Raw genomic sequence first — 18,046 nt, 5'->3', positions numbered from 1 at the left:
TCCGTGGGCGGGGTACGTTCCTGGATCGCCGCCCAGCGGGCGTGGGGTGGACTCGGGACGTCGAGAGGAGACGCATGCGCGCCATGACCTACCGGGGGCCCTACCGGATCCGAGTCGAGGACAAGGACGTCCCTCGGATCGAGCACCCGAACGACGCGATCGTCCGCGTGACCCGAGCCGCCATCTGCGGCTCCGATCTGCACCTGTACCACGGCCTCATGCCGGACACGCGCATCGGGCACACCTTCGGTCACGAGTTCATCGGCGTCGTCGAGGAGGTCGGCTCCTCGGTCGAGCGGCTCCGACGCGGCGACCGGGTGATGGTCCCCTTCAACATCTTCTGTGGCACCTGCTGGTACTGCGCCCGCGGCCTGTACTCGAACTGCCACAACGTCAACCCCAACGCGACCGCGGTCGGCGGCATCTACGGGTACTCCCACACGACGGGCGGCTACGACGGCGGCCAGGCGGAGTACGTCCGGGTGCCCTTCGCGGACGTCGGTCCGCAGGTCATCCCCGACTGGCTCGACGACGAGGACGCGCTCATGATGACCGACGCGCTCGCCACCGGGTACTTCGGTGCACAACTCGGCGACATCGCGGAGGGCGACACGGTCGTCGTGTTCGGCGCGGGCCCGGTCGGTCTGTACGCCGCGAAGTCCGCCTGGCTCATGGGTGCCGGCCGGGTGATCGTCATCGACCAGCTCGAGTACCGGCTCGAGAAGGCCCGCACGTTCGCGCAGGCCGAGACCATCAACTTCGCCGAGGTCGCCGACGTCGTGCTCGAGCTGAAGCGCACGACCGACTTCCTCGGTGCGGACGTCTGCATCGACGCCGTCGGAGCCGAAGCCGACGGCAACCTGCTGCAGCACGTCACCGCGACGAAGCTGAAGCTCCAGGGCGGTTCGCCCATCGCGCTCAACTGGGCGATCGACGGCGTCCGCAAGGGCGGCACGATCTCGGTCATGGGCGCGTACGGGCCGATCTTCAGCGCGGTGAAGTTCGGTGACGCGATGAACAAGGGCCTGACGTTGCGCATGAACCAGACGCCGGTGATCCGCCAGTGGCCGCGGCTGCTCGAACACATCCGCGCCGGGTACCTCAAGCCGAGCGAGATCATCACCCACCGCATCCCGCTCGAGCACATCGCCGAGGGCTACCACCTGTTCTCGGCGAAGCTCGACGACTGCATCAAGACCGTGATCGTGCCGGAGAGCGCGTGAGCGGCGGCGACCGGACATCGCCGAACACGAGGAGGACCGCATGACCGACGACGAACCGCTCGCCTACCTGCCGGACAAGCCCCGCGACGTCCCCACGCCAGAGGAACTGCGTGCTCGGATCCCAGGCTGGGGCGCCGACCTCGACCCCGCCGACCGGCCGGCCGTGCCGCGCCTCCGATTCGACCCGTCCGCCACCGGTGCGCACTGGACGTTCCCGGAGCGACAGCCGGGTGCCGAGGGCCGCGAGCGCTCGATCGAGCACGCCTTCGTGACGCCCGTGTTCGGGACGGCGCAGCCGCTGTCCGGTGTCTCGGGTTTGATCCGCCGCGCTGCGTACGGGTTCTTCAGCGAAGGGCGTGCGGCGCACTGGCTGCTCCTCATCGCCGGGGACCGCGTCAACGTCGCGGAGGCGCGGATCGCCGCGGCCCTGCAGGGGTCGCCGGACCGGGTCGTGCACGAGACCGGGATCGCTGCCGAGCGGGGCGGCCGGGGGATCGCCGAACGACTGCGCTCGTCGCGGTCGGACACGCACCACACGTGGATCGACCCGCTGCTGACGATGGGGCCGTACGTGCTCGTGGGCCTCGTCGCGACCTCGCTGGTCCGGGGCCTGGTGCGTCGGCGCTGAAGCCGGGTCCGCCAGCGGCGGAGCCAGGACGCGGTGCACGAGCGGGGACGGCCACCGAACGAAGAAGCGGCTGGTCCGATGGGACCAGCCGCTCGTCGTGTCCGAGGGGGGACTTGAACCCCCACGCCCTAATACGGGCACTAGCACCTCAAGCTAGCGCGTCTACCAATTCCGCCACCCGGACAGGGTGTCGACGCGGGTCCTGGGCCTTCCGGCCGGTCCCGCTGCCGAGGAACGACAGTAGCACGGATCGGCGGCGCGACCGCACACGGGCGCGCATCCCGGGCGCGCCCGCCCGGCCCGCCCGCACCGGCGGGCACCGTGGTCGTACGCGGACGGTACCGTTGGGGACATGACCGATGTGCAGCGACCGGCGGACGTCGACACGGAGCTCGAGGCCACCGCCGCCATCGCCCGTGACCTCATCCGGTTCGACACCACGAACCACGGCGAGGGGCGTTCGAACGGCGAGGCCGACGCGGCCGAGTACGTCGAGGCGCATCTCCGGGACCTCGGGCTGGAGCCGCAGCTGTTCGAGTCGGAGCCGGGCCGGGTCAGCGTCGTGGCACGGGTTCCCGGGCGCGACCGCGACAAGCCGGGGCTCGTCGTGCACGGGCACCTCGACGTCGTCCCGGCCGATCCCGCGAACTGGTCCGTGGACCCGTTCGGTGGCGTCGTCCAGGACGGCGCGCTCTGGGGTCGCGGCGCGGTCGACATGAAGGACATGGACGCGATGATGCTCACCGCCCTGCGGGACGTCATCGAGCGGCAGGGCGCACCCGAGCGCGACCTGGTGATCGGCTTCTTCGCGGACGAGGAGGCCGGCGGCGTCCTCGGCGCGCACCACGTCGTCGCGGAACACCCCGAGGTCTTCGCCGGGGCGACGGAGGCCATCAGCGAGGTCGGTGGTTACTCGATCACCCTCGGCGATCGCCGGGCCTACCTGCTGCAGACGGGCGAGAAGGCGCTCATCTGGATCAAGCTCGTCGCGCGGGGCACCGCCGCGCACGGGTCGCACGTGATGCGCGACAACGCGGTGACGAAGCTCGCCGCGGCCGTCGCGCGCATCGGGAGCCGCGAGTGGCCGGTCCGGATGTCCGACACGACCGACGCGATGGTGCGCGAGGTCGCCCGGTTCCTCGGGGTGGACCCCACGCGGACGGGGCCGGACGAGGTCGCGCTGGCGACCGGTTCGGCCTCGCGCTTCATCCACGCGGCCCTGCACACGACGACGAACCCGACGCTCCTGCACGCCGGCTACAAGCACAACGTGATCCCCGACACCGCCGAGGCGCTCGTCGACATCCGGTGCCTGCCCGGCGACGAGGAGCAGGTGCTCGCCGAGGTCCGTGAACTGGCCGGGGACGACGTCGAGGTGCTGACGACGCACCGGGACGTCGGTCTCGAGACCGCGTTCGCCGGTCCGCTCGTCGACACCGTCCGTGCGGTCCTCGACCGGCACGACCCAGGCGCGCCGGTACTGCCCTACCTGCTGTCCGGCGGGACCGACAACAAAGCACTGTCGACCCTCGGCATCGCCGGGTACGGGTTCGTCCCGTTGCAGCTCCCCGGTGACATGGACTTCCCCGCGATGTTCCACGGGGTCGACGAGCGGGTCCCGCTGGCGTCGCTCGCGTTCGGGCGCCGCGTCCTCGCCGACCTCCTGGCGACCTACTGATGCGGGCCTGGGAGCACCCCGACGTCCCCGAGGTCCTCGGCGTCGGCAGCCGGCCTCGCGTGCACGACACCGCCACCGGCAGCCCGGTCGACCCGACGGACGGCGGCGAGCGCGCGACCATGTACGTGTGCGGCATCACGCCGTACGACGCGACCCACCTCGGGCACGCGGCCACCTACCTGGCCTTCGACACCCTGAACCGGGCCTGGCGGGATGCCGGGCTCGACGTCGAGTACGTGCAGAACACGACCGACGTCGACGACCCGCTCCTCGAGCGCGCCGCGGCGACCGGCGTCGACTGGCGCGAGCTCGCCGCCTCGCAGATCGCGTTGTTCCGGCGCGACATGGAGGCGCTGCGGGTGCTCCCGCCGGACGAGTACGTCGCGGTCACCGACGAGGTCGAGCGCATCGGCGAGGCCGTCGCGTTCCTGCTCGAGTCCGGCCACGGCTACCGGGTGCCGACGGAGGGCGCGGACGGCGACGACGTGTACTTCGACGTCCAGCGCGCGACCGACGCCTGGTCGCTCGGTGCCGAGAGCGGCCTCGACCGCGACACCATGCTCGCGCTGTCGGCGGAGCGCGGTGGCGACCCGGATCGACCCGGCAAGCGTGACCCGCTCGATCCGCTGCTGTGGCGCGCGGCACGACCCGGCGAACCGACCTGGGACACCGCTGTGGGCACCGGGCGGCCCGGATGGCACATCGAGTGCAGCGTCATCGCGGGCGACCGCCTCGGTGCGCCCGTCTCGGTGCAGGGCGGGGGGAGCGACCTCGTGTTCCCGCACCACGAGATGAGCGCGGGCCACACGGCGGCGCTCGCGCACGCACCACTCGCACGCGCCTACGTGCACACCGGGATGATCGCCTACCAGGGCACGAAGATCTCGAAGTCGCTCGGCAACCTCGTGACCGTCCGCGGCCTGCTCGACGACGGCGCCGACCCGCGGGTCGTCCGCCTCGCGCTCTTGTCCCACCGCTACTCGGACGACTGGGAGTGGTTCGACAGCGAGCTGACGAGCGCGACCACGCGGCTCGCCTCGTGGGACGCCTGGGCTCGCGGAGTCGATCTGGAGGACCGGGGCGACGCCGACACGTCGGTGGCCGTCGCGAGCATGGCTCGGATCCGCGAGCGGGTCGCGGACGACCTCGACACGCCGGGGGCGGTCGCCGCGGTCGACACCGCGATCGCGGCGGGTGGCACGTGCACGGGCGAGCTCGTCGACCTCGTCGACGCCGTGCTCGGGATCCGGATCGGACAGCACTGACGGGGGACCCGGACCGGGGGTCCGGGTCCGTCGGCCGTCCCGCCTTCAGGACTGGGGTGGGCGCCAGGGACCCTCGCCGGGGCCACCCGGGGCGCCGTCCTTGCCGTCGCGTCGGCGGAGGTACTGCTCGAACTCCTGGGCGATCGCGTCGCCGCTGGCCTCCGGGGAGTCGACCGTGTCGCGCGCCTGTTCGAGCTGCGTGATGTAGCTCGCCATGTCCTCGTCGTCGGCTGCCAGCGCGTCGATGCCCTGCTCCCAGTTCGCGGCGTCGTCGAGCAGGGACCCGCGCGGCACCGTCACGTCGGTGAGGTCCTCGATGCGGTCGAGGAGCGCGAGGGTCGCCTTCGGCGAGGGGGCGTTGTGGACGTAGTGCGGGACCGAGGCCCAGAGGGAGATCGTGGGCACGCCGGCGGTGTCCATCGCGTCCGACAAGACGCTGATGATGCCGACCGGGCCCTCGTACGTCGAGTGGTCGACGCCGAGCGCGGTGCGGACGTCCTCGTCCTCACTGGACACGAAGACCGAGATCGGGCGGGTGTGCGGGACGTCCGCGAGCATGGCGCCGACGAACACGACGGCGTCGATCGCGTGCACGTCCACCAGGTCCACGATCTCCGCCGCGAACCCGCGCCACGTCCGCGACGGCTCGGGACCGACGAGCACGTACACCCCACGCTCACTCGTGGTGCCGCCGGCACCGACGACCTGGGAGACTGCGGGCGTGGTGCCGGTGGACGCCGGACCGTGGAGCACGATCCGCGGCCAGATGACGCCGCGCACGCCGTCGTCGTCGGCGCCGATCGTCGGGCGGTTGAACTGGTAGTCGACGTACCGTTCACCGTCGAGCTCCCGGAGTTCCTCCAGGTCGAGCGCGTCGACGATGCGTCGGGCGAGTCCGCTCGCGGCCTCGCCCGCGTCGTTCCATCCCTCGAACGCGACGACGAGCAGGCGCCCGTCGCTGAAGGGGGAGTGCTGTGGCACGGAGGTGACCTCCTGGTCGATCTGCCGAGGGACGCGGGGCGCCGCGACCTGCACACCAACAATAGGACGTGCGTCCTCGCGGGCACCGCGGCCCGCGCTCCCGGCGTCGTGCCCGGAGCGAACGGGCGTTCGGGTGCCCGCCGCTACACTCGGGGGCCGTGACCTCCGAACTCCCCGCCGCGGTCCTCTGGGACATGGACGGCACCCTCGTGGACACCGAGCCGATCTGGCAGCGGTCCCAGATGGTGCTGACCGCGCAGTACGACGCCCCGTGGACCCACGAGGACGGCTTGTCCCTCGTCGGCAGTGGCCTCGAGCGCTCCGGCGAGATCCTCCGTGAGCACGGCGTGGACCTGACCGTGGAGGAGATCGTCGAGTGGATGACGACCTACGTGGTCGAGCACATGCACGACGCCATGCCGTGGCGTCCCGGGGCCCGCGAGCTCGTCGAGGAGCTGCACGACCGCGGCGTCCCGACCGCACTCGTGACGATGTCCCGGCGACGGATGGCGGTCGACGTGGCCGAGTTGCTCGGCGCGAGGGGATTCCGCGTGGTCGTCGCGGGCGACGACGTGGAGCACGCCAAGCCGCACCCCGAGGCGTACCTCCGTGCTGCGGCAGAACTCGGCGTCGACCCGGCCCGCTGCGTCGCGATCGAGGACTCGCCGACGGGTGTCGCCGCGGCGCTCGCCTCCGGGGCCGTCACGGTCGCGGTCGAGCACGTCGTGCCGATCGCCGAGGGCAGCGCCGACGTCCGGCTCGAGTCGCTGGACGGCGTGGACGTCGACCGGCTCGTCGCACTGACGGCGCCCGCGTTCTCGGCGCACGCCGCCGCGGCGACCACGGCGTCCTCCGGGGCGGCGGCGGCGCAGCTCCCGGGCGAGGGCATGCGATGACCGGCGCGCCAGCCCGCGGTCCCTTCCGTGCCGGCGACCGCGTCCAGCTCACCGGCCCGAAGGGCAAGCTGACCACGCTCTCGCTCGAGCCCGGCGGCGAGTACCACACGCACCGCGGCGTCCTCCGCCACGACGACGTGATCGGCCAGCAGGACGGCTCCGTGATCGCCTCGTCGAGCGGCGACGAGTACCTGGCCCTCCGCCCCCTGCTGAACGACTACGTCATGTCCATGCCCCGCGGGGCCGCGATCGTCTACCCGAAGGACGCGGCCCAGATCGTCGCCTTCGCGGACGTGTTCCCGGGGGCCCGGGTCGTCGAGGCCGGCGTCGGCTCGGGCGCGCTCTCGCTGTGGTTGCTCCGGGCGATCGGCGCCGAGGGGACCCTGCACTCGTTCGAGCGTCGTTCCGAGTTCGCCGACATCGCCCGCGGCAACGTCGCCACGTTCCTCGGGGCCGATCCGGACAACTGGACCGTCACCGTGGGCGACCTCGTCGAGGAGTTGGCGCAGCACGTCGACGCCGGATCCGTCGACCGGGTCGTGCTCGACATGCTCGCGCCGTGGGAGTGCGTGGACGACGCCGCCGACGCACTCGTGCCCGGCGGACTCATCGTCTGCTACGTGGCGACCGTGACGCAGCTCTCCCGCGTGTGCGAGGCGATCCGCGACACCGGCCGCTACACCGAGCCGGAGCCGAGCGAGACGCTCGTCCGCACCTGGCACGTCGACGGACTCGCCGTGCGTCCCGACCACCGGATGGTCGGCCACACCGGGTTCCTGGTGACGGCCCGACGGCTCGCGGACGGCGTCGTGCTGCCCGACCACCGGCGCCGTCGCAAGCCCGAGTTCGCCGACGAGGACGTCGAGCTGTGGACGCCCGGCGCCGTGGGCGAGCGGGCGACGAGCGACAAGAAGCTCCGGAAGGTCGCCCGGCAGGCGGCCGCGCAGGCCCGGAAGGTCGCCGCGGCGGACGGGCCCCGGGCGGACGAGGCGCCAGCGGACGACCGCTAAGCTCTACCGGAGTCGTCCGGCGTCATCCGGGCGCGAACCCCCGAACGAGTGGAAAGAGGGTCCGTGCGCACCATCCCCGCACTCCTGGTCACGGTCGGCCTCGTCGCGTCGCTCACAGCGTGCGCGTCGGGCTCGGCGTCCGCGGGGGGATGCACGGCACCCGCGCCCGGCAACGCGTCCGAGGCCGTGTCGGCATCCGGCGCGATCGGTGCGAAGCCGACGGTCCACGTCCCGTCGCCGCTCACCACGAAGCGGACCGAGGTCTCCGTGCTCCACCAGGGGTCCGGCCGTGTCCTCGGCGAGGGTTCCCCGGCGGTCATCGAGTACACGGTGGTGGACGGCGCGACCGGCAAGACCCTGCAGACCAGCGGGTACAAGGGGACGACGAGTCCCATCACCGTCGGGTCGACGAACGGCGGTGCACTGGGCAACGCGCTCGAGTGCGCGCGGGTCGGTGACCGACTCGCGATCGTGGTGTCGAAGAAGGCGCTCCAGAACGGCAGCACCACCACGGCGAAGGTCCAACAGGACGCCGCGGTCGTCGTTGCGGACGTCGTGGACGGCTTCGCCTCGCGTGCCGACGGACGGCCACAGGTCGCCGCCGACGGCATGCCGGCCGTCGTGCTCGCCCCGAACGGTGCGCCCGGGATCACCGTGCCCGCCACCGCTGCACCGTCGAGTGACCAGGTGCACCTGCTCCGCAAGGGGTCCGGCCGCGAGATCACCGCGAAGGACACGGCAGTGGTCAAGTACACCGCGGTCAACTGGGGCACGAACTCGACTGTCGCCGGGTCGAGCTGGACCGACGGATCGGGTGCCGTGACGGTCCCGCTGGCGCCCGGCAACCAGATCGCCGCATCGATCCGCAAGGCCCTGATCGGCAAGCAGGTCGGCGACCAGGTGCTCGCCGTCGTCAAGCAGAACGGCACGACGTACGCGTACGTGTTCGACCTGCTCGGCGTGATGCCACGCTGATCCCGGGGGTACGCCCGCTGCCGTAGGATCGGGTCGTGCCAGCGACCCGATCCCCGCGTGTCCCGGCGGAGGAACGGCTGTTCAGCCTCGTGCTCGCGCTCCTGTCGACGGAGTCGGGGCTCACGAAGGGCGAGATCCTCGCGAACGTGCAGGGATACCGCCAGCGGTACACGCCGGGTGGTGACAACGCCTCGCTGGAGCGTCAGTTCGAGCGCGACAAGGACGACGTCCGCGAACTCGGTGTCCCGCTCGAGACCATCGAGACGCCCGGAGCGACCGGCAACAACCAGACGCTGCGCTACCGGATCCCGAAGGGCGAGTACGACCTGCCCGAGGACGTCCGGTTCACCCCGGACGAGTCCGCGCTGCTGTCCCTGGCGGCGATGGCCTGGCGTGAGGGCGCGCTCTCGGCCGACTCCCGTCGCGCCCTGCTCAAGCTGCGGTCCGTCGGCGGTACCGACGACGACAGCGAGGACGCGCTCGCGGACGGCCGCGCCGTGGACGCCTACGCTCCTCGGCTCCGGGCCAGGGACGCCGCGTTCGAACCACTGCGCGCCGCGCTCGACCGCGCCGCCGCCGTCCGGTTCGACTACATCACACCGGGCAGCACCAAGGCTCGGACCCGGCAGGTCGCGCCACTGGCACTCGTGCAGCACGGCGGACGCTGGATGCTCGCCGCGCACGAGTTCGCGACCGACTCCGACAAGAACTACCTGCTCTCCCGCGTCGTCGGTCCGGTCACGACGTACGAGGTCGGCCAGCACGAGGCGCCGGCGGACGCCGGGGAGCGTGCCCTCGCGGAACTCGACCGGGTCTGGGCGAACCGGACCGCCACGATCCAGGTCGCCACGGGCAGTGACGCCGAGCGGCGACTCGCCCGCCGACGCGGCACCACCACGGACGCCGACGGTCGACTCGTCCTGCACTTCGTGGATCCCCAGATCCTGGCCGAGGAGCTCGCCGCCTTCGGGCCGGAGGTCCGTGTCGTGGAGCCGTCGGCCGTGCGGGACCTCGTGTGTGCCCGTCTCGAGCGACTCGTGCAGGACCACGACGACACCGCGGGGGAGGCTGCCCGTGGCTGAGCAGCCGCTCCAGGCGCAGGACAAGCTCGCGTTCCTCCTCTCGCTCGTGCCGTACCTCATCGACCGCGAGCGCGTGTCGGTCGCCGAGGCCGCACGACACTTCGGGGTCCCCGCGGCCCGGATCCGCCGCGCCGTCGAGCTCATCGCCGTGTCGGGGGTCCCGGGCGAGACCATGCAGTACCAACACGGTGACCTGTTCGACATCGCCTGGGACGACTTCGAGCAGAACGACATGATCGTGTTGACCAACCTCGTCGCGATCGACGACTCCCCGCGGCTCTCGGCCCGCGAGGCCTCGGCGCTCATCGCCGGCCTGCAGTACCTGTCGGCGCTACCCGAGGCCGGGGACCCGGAGGCGATCCACGCGCTCATCGCGAAGCTGTCCCGTGGGGCGGGTGGCGCCTCCAGTTCGGTCGCGGTCGGGCAGGACGCGCACGACGTCACCCTCGAGGTGATCCGGCGGGCGATGTCGGCCGGTCGGGGCCTCCGGTTCGACTACGCGGGGCCGCGGGCGCCCCGCGGTGAACGCCGCGTGGACCCGCTCCGGGTCGAGTCCATCGACACCGACTGGTACCTGCGCGCCTGGGACCTCGATCGCGATGCGCTCCGGACCTTCCGACTCGACCGCATGTCGGGCGTCGCCGTGGACGACCGTCCAGCGACGAAACGGATCGAGGACGTCGAGATCCCCGACACGCTGTTCCAACGTGGGCCCGAGGACACGATCGTCACCGTGGAGCTCGACTCCTCGTCCCTGCCGCTCGTCGCGGATTACCTCGCCGACACCGCGGACGACCCGGACGACCAGGGCCGCGTCCGCATCCGGCTCGCCGCGACCGGGTTCGACGGCGTCGTCCGCCTCGTCGCCGGGCTGCCCGGCCGTGCGGTCGTGCTGCACCCACCCGCCGCGCGCGCGGCCCTCCGCGCCTTCGCCGCGGCAGCGCTCGCCCCCGCGGACTGAGCCGCCCCCGGCGTCGTCCGCCATGTCGGTCCACGGCGGAGAGGACGTAGGATCACAGCCATGGCCTCGACGACTGCGCGCGGACGCCAGCCTCGCCCGGGGATGCCGAAGAAGGACCCCGAGGGGCGGATGTCCCTCGGACAGCACCTCGTCGAGCTCCGCAAGCGCCTGTTCCGCGCCGTGCTCGCCATCGCCGTGTGTGCCGTGGCGGGGTGGTTCCTCACGCCGTGGGTGCTCGACGCCCTCCGCGCGCCGGTCCGCAACCTGGCCCGTGCCGGCGGCGGGCACGTCGCCGAGCTGAACTTCCCGGTGATCACCGGTGCGTTCGACCTCCGTCTGCAGATCGCGATCACGATCGGCATCGTCATCTCGAGCCCCGTGTGGCTCTACCAGGTGTGGGCCTTCATCGTGCCGGCGCTGGTCCGCCGCGAGAAGCTCTACGTCATCGGCTTCTTCGGCTCGGCGATCCCGCTCTTCCTCGGCGGCTGCTTCTGCGGGTGGTACGTCCTGCCGCACATCGTCGGGATCCTCGGCAGCTTCGTGTCGCACGAGGACGCCTCGATCGTGGACGCCAAGACCTACTACGACTTCGTCATCAAGCTCGTCCTCGCCATCGGCATCGCGTTCGTGCTCCCGGTGTTCCTCGTGCTCCTCAACTTCGTCGGGGTGCTCTCCGCCGCGGCCATCATCGGCTCCTGGCGCATCGCGATCCTCTGCATCCTCGTGTTCACCGCCCTGGTCACGCCGTCGGCCGACGTCATCTCGATGTTCCTGCTCGCCGTGCCGATGGTCGTGCTGTACATCGCTGCCTGCGCGGTCTCGTGGTTCCACGACCGGCGCGCGGCGCGACGTCAGGCAGCGGTGGACGCGGAGTACGGCCTGTGACCGACACGGGACTGACCCCGGCCGCCCGGTTCGCCGCCGCCCGCGCGCGGGCGCGGTCACGGAATCTCGAGCTGTTCCGCACCGAGCTCCGATTCGACCTCGACCCGTTCCAGATGGCGTCGTGTCTGGCGCTCGACGAGGGCCGCAGCGTGCTCGTCGCCGCGCCCACCGGTGCCGGCAAGACGGTCGTCGCCGAGTTCGCGGTGTGGCTCGCGATGCGTTCCCCGACGGCGAAGGTGTTCTACACCACGCCGATCAAGGCGCTGTCGAACCAGAAGTACGGCGAACTCGTCGACGCGTACGGCGAGTCGGAGGTCGGGCTGCTCACGGGCGACACCAACGTCAACCCGAGGGCGCGCGTGGTCGTGATGACGACCGAGGTGCTCCGCAACATGATCTACGCCGAGTCCGACCTGCTCGACGACCTGGCCTACGTCGTGCTCGACGAGGTCCACTACCTCGCCGACCGGTTCCGCGGGCCGGTGTGGGAAGAGGTGATCCTGCACCTGCCGAGCGAGGTCCGGCTCGTCTCCCTGTCGGCGACCGTGTCGAACGCCGAGGAGTTCGGCGACTGGCTGCAGGCGGTGCGCGGGGACACGGACGTCATCGTGTCGGAGGAGCGTCCGGTGCCGCTCGAGCAGCACGTGCTCGTCGGTCCGAAGCTCGTCGACCTGTTCGACTCGTCGGGTGCGGCTGCGACCAACCGTGTCAACCCGGAGCTCATGCGACTGGTCGGTGGGGCCTCGCGGGGTGGCGACCGCAACGGCGGTCGAGGCCGCGGCCGCGGACGCGGTCCGGCGTACGACCATCGCGGGCCGCGCCAGGAACGCATGCACCGCGAGGGCATCGTCCACATGCTCGACGAGCGGCGGTTGCTGCCGGCCATCTTCTTCGTGTTCAGTCGGAACGGATGCGACCAGGGCGTGCGCCAGGTCCTCCGCTCCGGGATCTCGCTGACGACCGCCGCTGAGCGCCGCGAGATCCGCGAGACCGCCGAGTACCACTGCCGCACGCTGCTCGACGAGGACCTCGCGGTGCTCGGCTACTGGGAGTGGCTCGAGGGCCTCGAGCGGGGCGTCGCGGCGCACCACGCGGGTCTGCTGCCGGCGTTCAAGGAGGTCGTCGAGGACCTGTTCCAGCGCAAGCTGCTCAAGGTCGTGCTCGCCACCGAGACCCTGGCGCTCGGGGTCAACATGCCGGCTCGCACGGTGGTGCTCGAGAAGCTCGAGAAGTTCAACGGCGAGGCGCGCGTCCCGATCACGCCGGGGGAGTACACGCAGCTGACCGGCCGCGCCGGTCGCCGCGGGATCGACGTCGAGGGCCATGCGGTCATCCAGTGGACCGACGGCCTCGAACCACAGGCGGTGGCGTCGCTCGCCTCGCGCCGGACCTACCCGCTGAACTCCGCGTTCAAGCCGACGTACAACATGGCCGTCAACCTCATCGAGCAGTTCGGGCGGGAGCGGACGCGCGAGGTCCTCGAGACGTCGTTCGCGCAGTTCCAAGCGGACCGCTCGGTCGTCGATCTCGCCCGGAAGGCCCGATCGCAGCAGGAGTCGCTCGACGGCTACCGCCGGTCCATGGAGTGCCACCTCGGGGACTTCACGGAGTACGCGGCGCTCCGACGCGAGCTCTCCGACCTGGAGCGGTCGACGATCCCGGGCGGCCGCGAGTCCTCACACGGTGCACGCCAGGAGCGGCAGGCCGCGATCAGCGAGGTCCGGCGACGCATGCAGCGGCATCCCTGCCACGCGTGTCCCGACCGCGAGGCGCACGCGCGCTGGGCCGAGCGCTGGTACCGCCTGTCCCGCTCCACCGACAAGCTGCTCGCGCAGATCCGCTCGCGCACCGGTGCGGTGGCGATCGTGTTCGACCGGGTGACCGACGTCCTCCTGGCACTCGGCTACCTGACCCGCGACGCGCCGGAGGACATGGACGGCGTCCCGGTGCCGACGTCCGAGTCCGCGGGGGCCCGACGGGACGAGGTGCGCGTCGCCGCCGGTGGGCGCCGGTTGCAGCGCATCTACGGCGACCGCGACCTGCTCGTCGCGGAGTGCATCGAGGCGCACGTCTGGGACGAGTTGACACCGGCGCAGCTCGCGGCGATGGCGGCGACGATCGTCTACGAGCCCCGCCGCGAGGACGCTCCCGGCACGGAACACGCGCTGCCCCGCGGCGCCTTCCGTCCGGCCCTCGACGAGACGCTCACGATCTGGGCGCGCCTCGACGACCTCGAGCGGGACCACCGCCTGGCGGGGTCGATGCCGCCCACGCCCGCGATCGCGCTCGGCGTCTTCCGATGGGCGTCGGGGTCCTCGCTCGACGACGTCCTCCGGACCCTCGACCTCGCCGCAGGCGACTTCGTCCGGTGGTCCAAGCAGGTGATCGACCTGCTCGACCAGCTCCGCAACGCGGCCGACGCGCCGTTGTCGCGCACCGCCTCCCGTGCCGCCGACGCCATGCGCCGTGGCATCGTCGCCTACGCGACGGTCTGAGGGACGATCCCATGACGACGACCGAGGACCGTCCGACGCGCCTGCCCGCCGTCGGCGCGGAGGCCGTGCAGTCGCCCCGTCCGACACCGCGGCGGCGCCGTCCCCGGCACCCCCTGCCGGTCTGGAGGCACGGCCCCGGTCACGACGCGGGCGCGGTCGGTGTCCTCCCGCGCTCCGTCGCGTACCCGCTGGCAGCGCTCGGCGGACTCGTCCTCGACCTCGCGTTCCCCGGGGCCGGCGTCTGGGTGCTGGCGTTCCCCGCCGTCGCGATGATGCTCCTCGCGGTCCGAGGACAGCGGTTCTGGGTGGCGTTCGGGCTCGGCTACGTCTTCGGTGCCGCGTTCTTCCTGGTCGACGTGGACTGGGCGGCGAAGTACCTCGGCCCGGTGCCCTGGCTCGCGCTCGCGCTGTTCGAGGCGCTGTTCCCGGCGCTCGGGGGAGCGGCCATGGCGCTCGCGTACCGGTGGGTGCCGCGGGCGGTTCCGACCGTCCTCGGTCGAGTGCTCCTCACGCCTGCGGTCGTCGCGGCGCTCTGGACGGGCCGCGAGTGGCTCGGCGGGAACTACCCGTACAACGGGTTCTCCTGGGGTCGCGTCGCCCTGAGCCAGTCACAGAGTCCCTTCGCACCGCTCGTCGCTTGGCTCGGGGTGCTCGGACTGACGTTCGTGCTCGTGTTCATGGTGGCGGCACTCGTCGCCCTCGCGGTCGAGGTCGGTGTGCGGCCGTTCGTCCGGGCCGTGCTCGCGGTCGGCGTCGTGGTGGTCGTCCTCGCGGTGCCGGCGTGGCCCGCGACGACATCGGGCATGGTCCGCGTCGAGAGCGTCCAGGGCGACGGTCCGGCGGGGTACTTCGACGGCGCCCAGCCCGGCGAGGTCCTGTCGTCCCAGCTCGACGCGACGGACACGTCGGCCAAGGGAGTCGACATGGTGGTGTGGCCGGAGGCGTCGGCCGAGTTCGACCCTCGGCGTTCGCCCGGGGTGGCGGCGGCCCTCGACGCCCTGAGCACCGCCACGCACGCGCCGATCGTCGCCGGTGCGATCACCGAGAACGCCCGTGGCCAGTACCACAACACGTCCTTCGTCTGGCAGGCCGGCAAGGGCTGGCTGGGCTCCTACGACAAGGCCCATCCGGTGCCCTTCGGTGAGTACGTGCCCGACCGCTGGTTCTACAGCAAGCTCGCGCCGTCCCTGATCGGGCTGATCGGCCGTGACTACACGCCGGGGACGAAGCCGAACACCGTCAGCGTCGCGGGGGTGCGCGTCGGGCTCGCGATCTGCTTCGACATCGTCGACGACCGCCTGACCGACGAGATGACGGCCGCCCATGCGCAGCTCATCCTCGCCCAGACGAACAACGCCGACTTCGACGGCACCGACGAGAACCTGCAGCAGCTCGCGATCGCCCGGATGCGTGCGATCGAGACGGGGCGCTCACTCGTGAACATCTCGACCGTCGGTGCGAGCGCGGTCGTCGATCCGTCCGGACGCACCATCGACTCGGTTCCGGCCTACACGGCCACGTCGATGGTGACCGACGTGCCGCTGGGGACGAGCACCACGCCGGCGACCGTCATCGGCACCGGTCTGACGACCGTCGTCGTCATCGGTGGCGTGCTCGTCCTGCTCGGCGCGGCGCCGTGGCGCCGGCGCCGCACATGACGGGAGGGCCGCCCTCGTGATGAGGACGGCCCTCCCGGTCCGCAGGCGCTGACGGTGTCAGGCGCCGATCTTCTGTTCGCCACGTCGGGCGCGCAGGTAGGTCAGGCGCTCCTGCAGGAGCTCTTCGAGCTCCTCGCGGGACCGCCGCTCGAGCAGCATGTCCCAGTGGGTGCGCGGCGCTTTCGTGTCGTGTTCCTCGATCGGGACGGGAGCGCCGTCATCACCGAGGAGACGACCCTCCTGCCCGCTCCTGGGGGACTGCCACGTGTCGGGGATCTCCGCCTCGGCGGCGAAGACGACCTCGAACGTCGTGCCCTTGTCGGTCTGGTAGACGGCTCGCCTGCGCTCGGAGAACTCGACGCCCTCTTCGCTCTGGAGACTCTGGCTCCCGAGTCGCATGCCCCGGAGACTGCGATCAGCCATGGTTCGCTCCTTCCGCATCGCTTCCGTGTATGGGAACCGCGCTACCCGCCCGGGTGTTTCCGATGTTCGCCTTTCACAGAGGCTTCCCAGTCCCCGCGCGCCCGTCAGTCGTGCTGCGGCGAGCTCCCGTCGCTCGCGCCGAGGTGCTCGTCGACACTCCGATCCGACTCCGCCAACCGGGCGTCGAGCGCCGCGTCCGCTGCGTCGAGCGCCGCTCCGGGCGCCGACGAGGAGGGCGTCGTGTCGGCGAGGCTCGCCGCGGCGAGGGCCGAGATGCGGTCCATGAGGGCAGGAGCGGCCGACCCGCCGGCCTCGGTTCCGCCTGCGCGGCGGACCGGAGCGTTCCCGGAGTCCTGGTTGCGGGCGTCCTGGCCGGCGTCGCCGCTGCCCGCGCTCCCGACATGGGGTCGGCCGCCGCCTCCGAGCGGACCCGCCCCGAAGCCGCGCGCGATGCCCTGCAATGCCTCGGTGAACTCGCTCGGGATCATCCAGAGCTTGTTGGCGCTGCCCTCGGCGAGCTTCGGGAGGGTCTGCAGGTACTGGTACGACAGCAGCTTGTCGTCTGGGTCGCCCGCGTGGATGGCGCCGAACACCGTCGCAATCGCCTGGGCCTCGCCCTCGGCCTCGAGCACACGGGCCTTCGCTTCGCCCTCGGCACGGAGGATGGCGGACTGCCGCTGGCCCTCGGCCTCGAGGATCTGGGACTGCTTCGTCCCCTCGGCCTGCAGGATGGCGGCACGACGGCTCCGTTCGGCACGCATCTGCTGCTCCATGGAGTCCTGGATCGACGCGGGCGGATCGATCGCCTTGAGCTCGACCCGACCGACGCGGATGCCCCACTTGCCCGTGGCCTCGTCGAGGACGATGCGGAGCTGACCGTTGATGTTGTCGCGGCTGGTGAGCGCCTGCTCGAGGTTGAGGCCGCCGACGACGTTGCGGAGGGTCGTGGTCGTGAGCTGCTCGACCGCGCCGAGGTAGTTCGCGATCTCGTACGTCGCGGCCCGGGCGTCGGTCACCTGGAAGTACACGACCGTGTCGATCGACACGACGAGGTTGTCCTCGGTGATGACGGGCTGCGGCGGGAACGAGACCACCTGCTCGCGCATGTCGAGCAGCGGGCGGAGTCGGTCGATGAAGGGCACGAGCAGGTTGAGACCCGGTGTGAGCGTCTTGTGGTAGCGGCCGAGCCGTTCCACGACGCCGGCCCGCGCCTGCGGGATGATCCGGATCGCCCTGCTGAGCACGACGATCACGAAGATGACCACCACCACGATGAGCGCGATGAGCAGGATCGTCCCGGTGGAGACGGTCATGGTGTTGTCCTTTCGGTGAGGCGGACGACCGCCGTGGAGCCCTCGACGCCGGTCACGACGACCGGCGTGCCGAGGGGCGGGCGGACCGGGACCGCGGCGCCGGTGTCGGCGGCGATGCGCGCGCTCCAGGTCTCGCCGTTCGCCAGACGGACCTGGCCGGGGGCGGAGGCCGTGAACGCGACGACGACCTCGCCCGGCATCCCGGTGAGTGCGTCGACGTTCGTGCGGTGCGGATCGGCACCCCGACCCAGCGCGTGGATGACGCGCGGTCGGACGAGGGCGATGAGCAGGAGGGACAGCGCCGCCGCGATGAGCACGGCGGCCCACCACGGGAGTCCGAGCAGCGAGGCGACGAGACCGCCGGCCGACCCTGCTGCGAGCATCACGAACACGAAGTCGAGCGTGAAGACCTCGACCACGAGGAACACGAGGACGAGGGCGATCCACACGACCACCCAGGTCCACATGCCACCGTCCACGCGATCTGCCCTCCCTCGGGTCGCGTTCCGACGGCGCGTGCGTCGCACCGTCCGATCCAGGTGCCGCTCACGCTAGCAGCGCGGGGTGACAGCG

The 18,046-nt window shown here is 71.8% G+C and carries 16 protein-coding genes and 1 tRNA gene; 12 read left to right on the top strand and 5 right to left on the bottom strand.

Annotated elements, in window-relative coordinates; translation table 11 throughout:
• The first annotated feature begins 74 nt into the window (after positions 1-74).
• On the top strand, positions 75-1,223 hold the full coding sequence (locus DEI86_RS02970) for a zinc-dependent alcohol dehydrogenase (RefSeq protein ID WP_111048795.1): 1,149 nt from the start codon (positions 75-77) through the stop codon (positions 1,221-1,223).
• Between the two features lie 40 nt (positions 1,224-1,263).
• Positions 1,264-1,851 carry a hypothetical protein gene (locus DEI86_RS02965; RefSeq protein ID WP_111009071.1) on the top strand — a complete coding sequence of 196 codons (588 nt, stop codon included), beginning with the start codon at positions 1,264-1,266 and terminating at the stop codon, positions 1,849-1,851.
• A gap of 98 nt (positions 1,852-1,949) precedes the next feature.
• On the opposite strand, the gene DEI86_RS02960 is transcribed toward DEI86_RS02965, so the two are convergent.
• A tRNA-Leu gene (locus tag DEI86_RS02960) sits at positions 1,950-2,035 on the bottom strand.
• Positions 2,036-2,203: 168 nt separating this feature from the next.
• Here DEI86_RS02960 and DEI86_RS02955 point away from each other — a divergent pair.
• Both DEI86_RS02955 and mshC read left to right on the top strand, forming a co-directional pair.
• The gene (locus tag DEI86_RS02955) at positions 2,204-3,529 is read left to right on the top strand and encodes a M20/M25/M40 family metallo-hydrolase (RefSeq protein WP_111009070.1); all 1,326 of its coding nucleotides are present in this window, start codon (positions 2,204-2,206) and stop codon (positions 3,527-3,529) included.
• On the top strand, positions 3,529-4,794 hold the full coding sequence (mshC, locus tag DEI86_RS02950; protein ID WP_111048794.1) for a cysteine--1-D-myo-inosityl 2-amino-2-deoxy-alpha-D-glucopyranoside ligase: 1,266 nt from the start codon (positions 3,529-3,531) through the stop codon (positions 4,792-4,794). The genes DEI86_RS02955 and mshC overlap by 1 nt, the downstream gene beginning before the upstream one ends.
• 45 nt (positions 4,795-4,839) lie before the next feature.
• On the opposite strand, the gene DEI86_RS02945 is transcribed toward mshC, so the two are convergent.
• A complete protein-coding gene (locus tag DEI86_RS02945) occupies positions 4,840-5,775 on the bottom strand; it encodes a proteasome assembly chaperone family protein (RefSeq protein ID WP_111048890.1) in 936 nt (311 codons plus the stop codon).
• Between the two features lie 158 nt (positions 5,776-5,933).
• Here DEI86_RS02945 and DEI86_RS02940 point away from each other — a divergent pair, with 158 nt between their 5' ends.
• The 8 genes from DEI86_RS02940 to lnt all read left to right on the top strand — a co-directional run bounded on the left by DEI86_RS02940 (position 5,934) and on the right by lnt (position 15,737).
• On the top strand, positions 5,934-6,671 hold the full coding sequence (locus DEI86_RS02940; protein ID WP_111048793.1) for an HAD family phosphatase: 738 nt from the start codon (positions 5,934-5,936) through the stop codon (positions 6,669-6,671).
• Positions 6,668-7,681, top strand: a complete 1,014-nt coding sequence (locus tag DEI86_RS02935) for a tRNA (adenine-N1)-methyltransferase (RefSeq protein WP_111048792.1) — start codon at positions 6,668-6,670, stop codon at positions 7,679-7,681. The genes DEI86_RS02940 and DEI86_RS02935 overlap by 4 nt, the downstream gene beginning before the upstream one ends.
• Before the next feature lie 63 nt (positions 7,682-7,744).
• On the top strand, positions 7,745-8,656 hold the full coding sequence (locus DEI86_RS02930; protein WP_111013302.1) for an FKBP-type peptidyl-prolyl cis-trans isomerase: 912 nt from the start codon (positions 7,745-7,747) through the stop codon (positions 8,654-8,656).
• Between the two features lie 35 nt (positions 8,657-8,691).
• Positions 8,692-9,738, top strand: a complete 1,047-nt coding sequence (locus DEI86_RS02925; protein WP_111048791.1) for a YafY family protein — start codon at positions 8,692-8,694, stop codon at positions 9,736-9,738.
• Positions 9,731-10,699 (top strand): YafY family protein, encoded by a 969-nt coding sequence (locus tag DEI86_RS02920; protein WP_111048790.1) that lies wholly within the window; start codon positions 9,731-9,733, stop codon positions 10,697-10,699. The genes DEI86_RS02925 and DEI86_RS02920 overlap by 8 nt, the downstream gene beginning before the upstream one ends.
• Positions 10,700-10,828: 129 nt before the next feature.
• Positions 10,829-11,584 carry a twin-arginine translocase subunit TatC gene (gene tatC / locus DEI86_RS02915; RefSeq protein ID WP_111009341.1) on the top strand — a complete coding sequence of 252 codons (756 nt, stop codon included), beginning with the start codon at positions 10,829-10,831 and terminating at the stop codon, positions 11,582-11,584.
• Positions 11,581-14,079 carry an RNA helicase gene (locus tag DEI86_RS02910; protein ID WP_111048789.1) on the top strand — a complete coding sequence of 833 codons (2,499 nt, stop codon included), beginning with the start codon at positions 11,581-11,583 and terminating at the stop codon, positions 14,077-14,079. Before tatC ends, DEI86_RS02910 begins: the two co-directional genes overlap by 4 nt.
• An 11-nt stretch (positions 14,080-14,090) precedes the next feature.
• Positions 14,091-15,737 carry an apolipoprotein N-acyltransferase gene (gene lnt, locus DEI86_RS02905; RefSeq protein WP_111048788.1) on the top strand — a complete coding sequence of 549 codons (1,647 nt, stop codon included), beginning with the start codon at positions 14,091-14,093 and terminating at the stop codon, positions 15,735-15,737.
• Positions 15,738-15,794: 57 nt separating this feature from the next.
• Here the strand turns inward: lnt and DEI86_RS02900 are convergent, their stop codons facing one another.
• From DEI86_RS02900 to DEI86_RS02890, 3 genes are all read right to left on the bottom strand, one after another.
• Complete coding sequence (locus tag DEI86_RS02900) at positions 15,795-16,160, bottom strand: RNA polymerase-binding protein RbpA (protein WP_111009061.1); 366 nt, start codon at positions 16,158-16,160, stop codon at positions 15,795-15,797.
• Between the two features lie 104 nt (positions 16,161-16,264).
• Positions 16,265-17,473, bottom strand: a complete 1,209-nt coding sequence (locus tag DEI86_RS02895) for an SPFH domain-containing protein (protein WP_111048787.1) — start codon at positions 17,471-17,473, stop codon at positions 16,265-16,267.
• Positions 17,470-17,940 (bottom strand): NfeD family protein, encoded by a 471-nt coding sequence (locus DEI86_RS02890; protein ID WP_111025601.1) that lies wholly within the window; start codon positions 17,938-17,940, stop codon positions 17,470-17,472. Before DEI86_RS02890 ends, DEI86_RS02895 begins: the two co-directional genes overlap by 4 nt.
• Between the last annotated feature and the right edge of the window lie 106 nt (positions 17,941-18,046).

The sequence above is a fragment of the Curtobacterium sp. MCBD17_028 genome (assembly GCF_003234875.1).
Classification (GTDB): domain Bacteria; phylum Actinomycetota; class Actinomycetes; order Actinomycetales; family Microbacteriaceae; genus Curtobacterium.
Note: the sequence above shows the minus strand (reverse complement) of the source record. Positions and strands in the feature narration are given on the sequence as shown.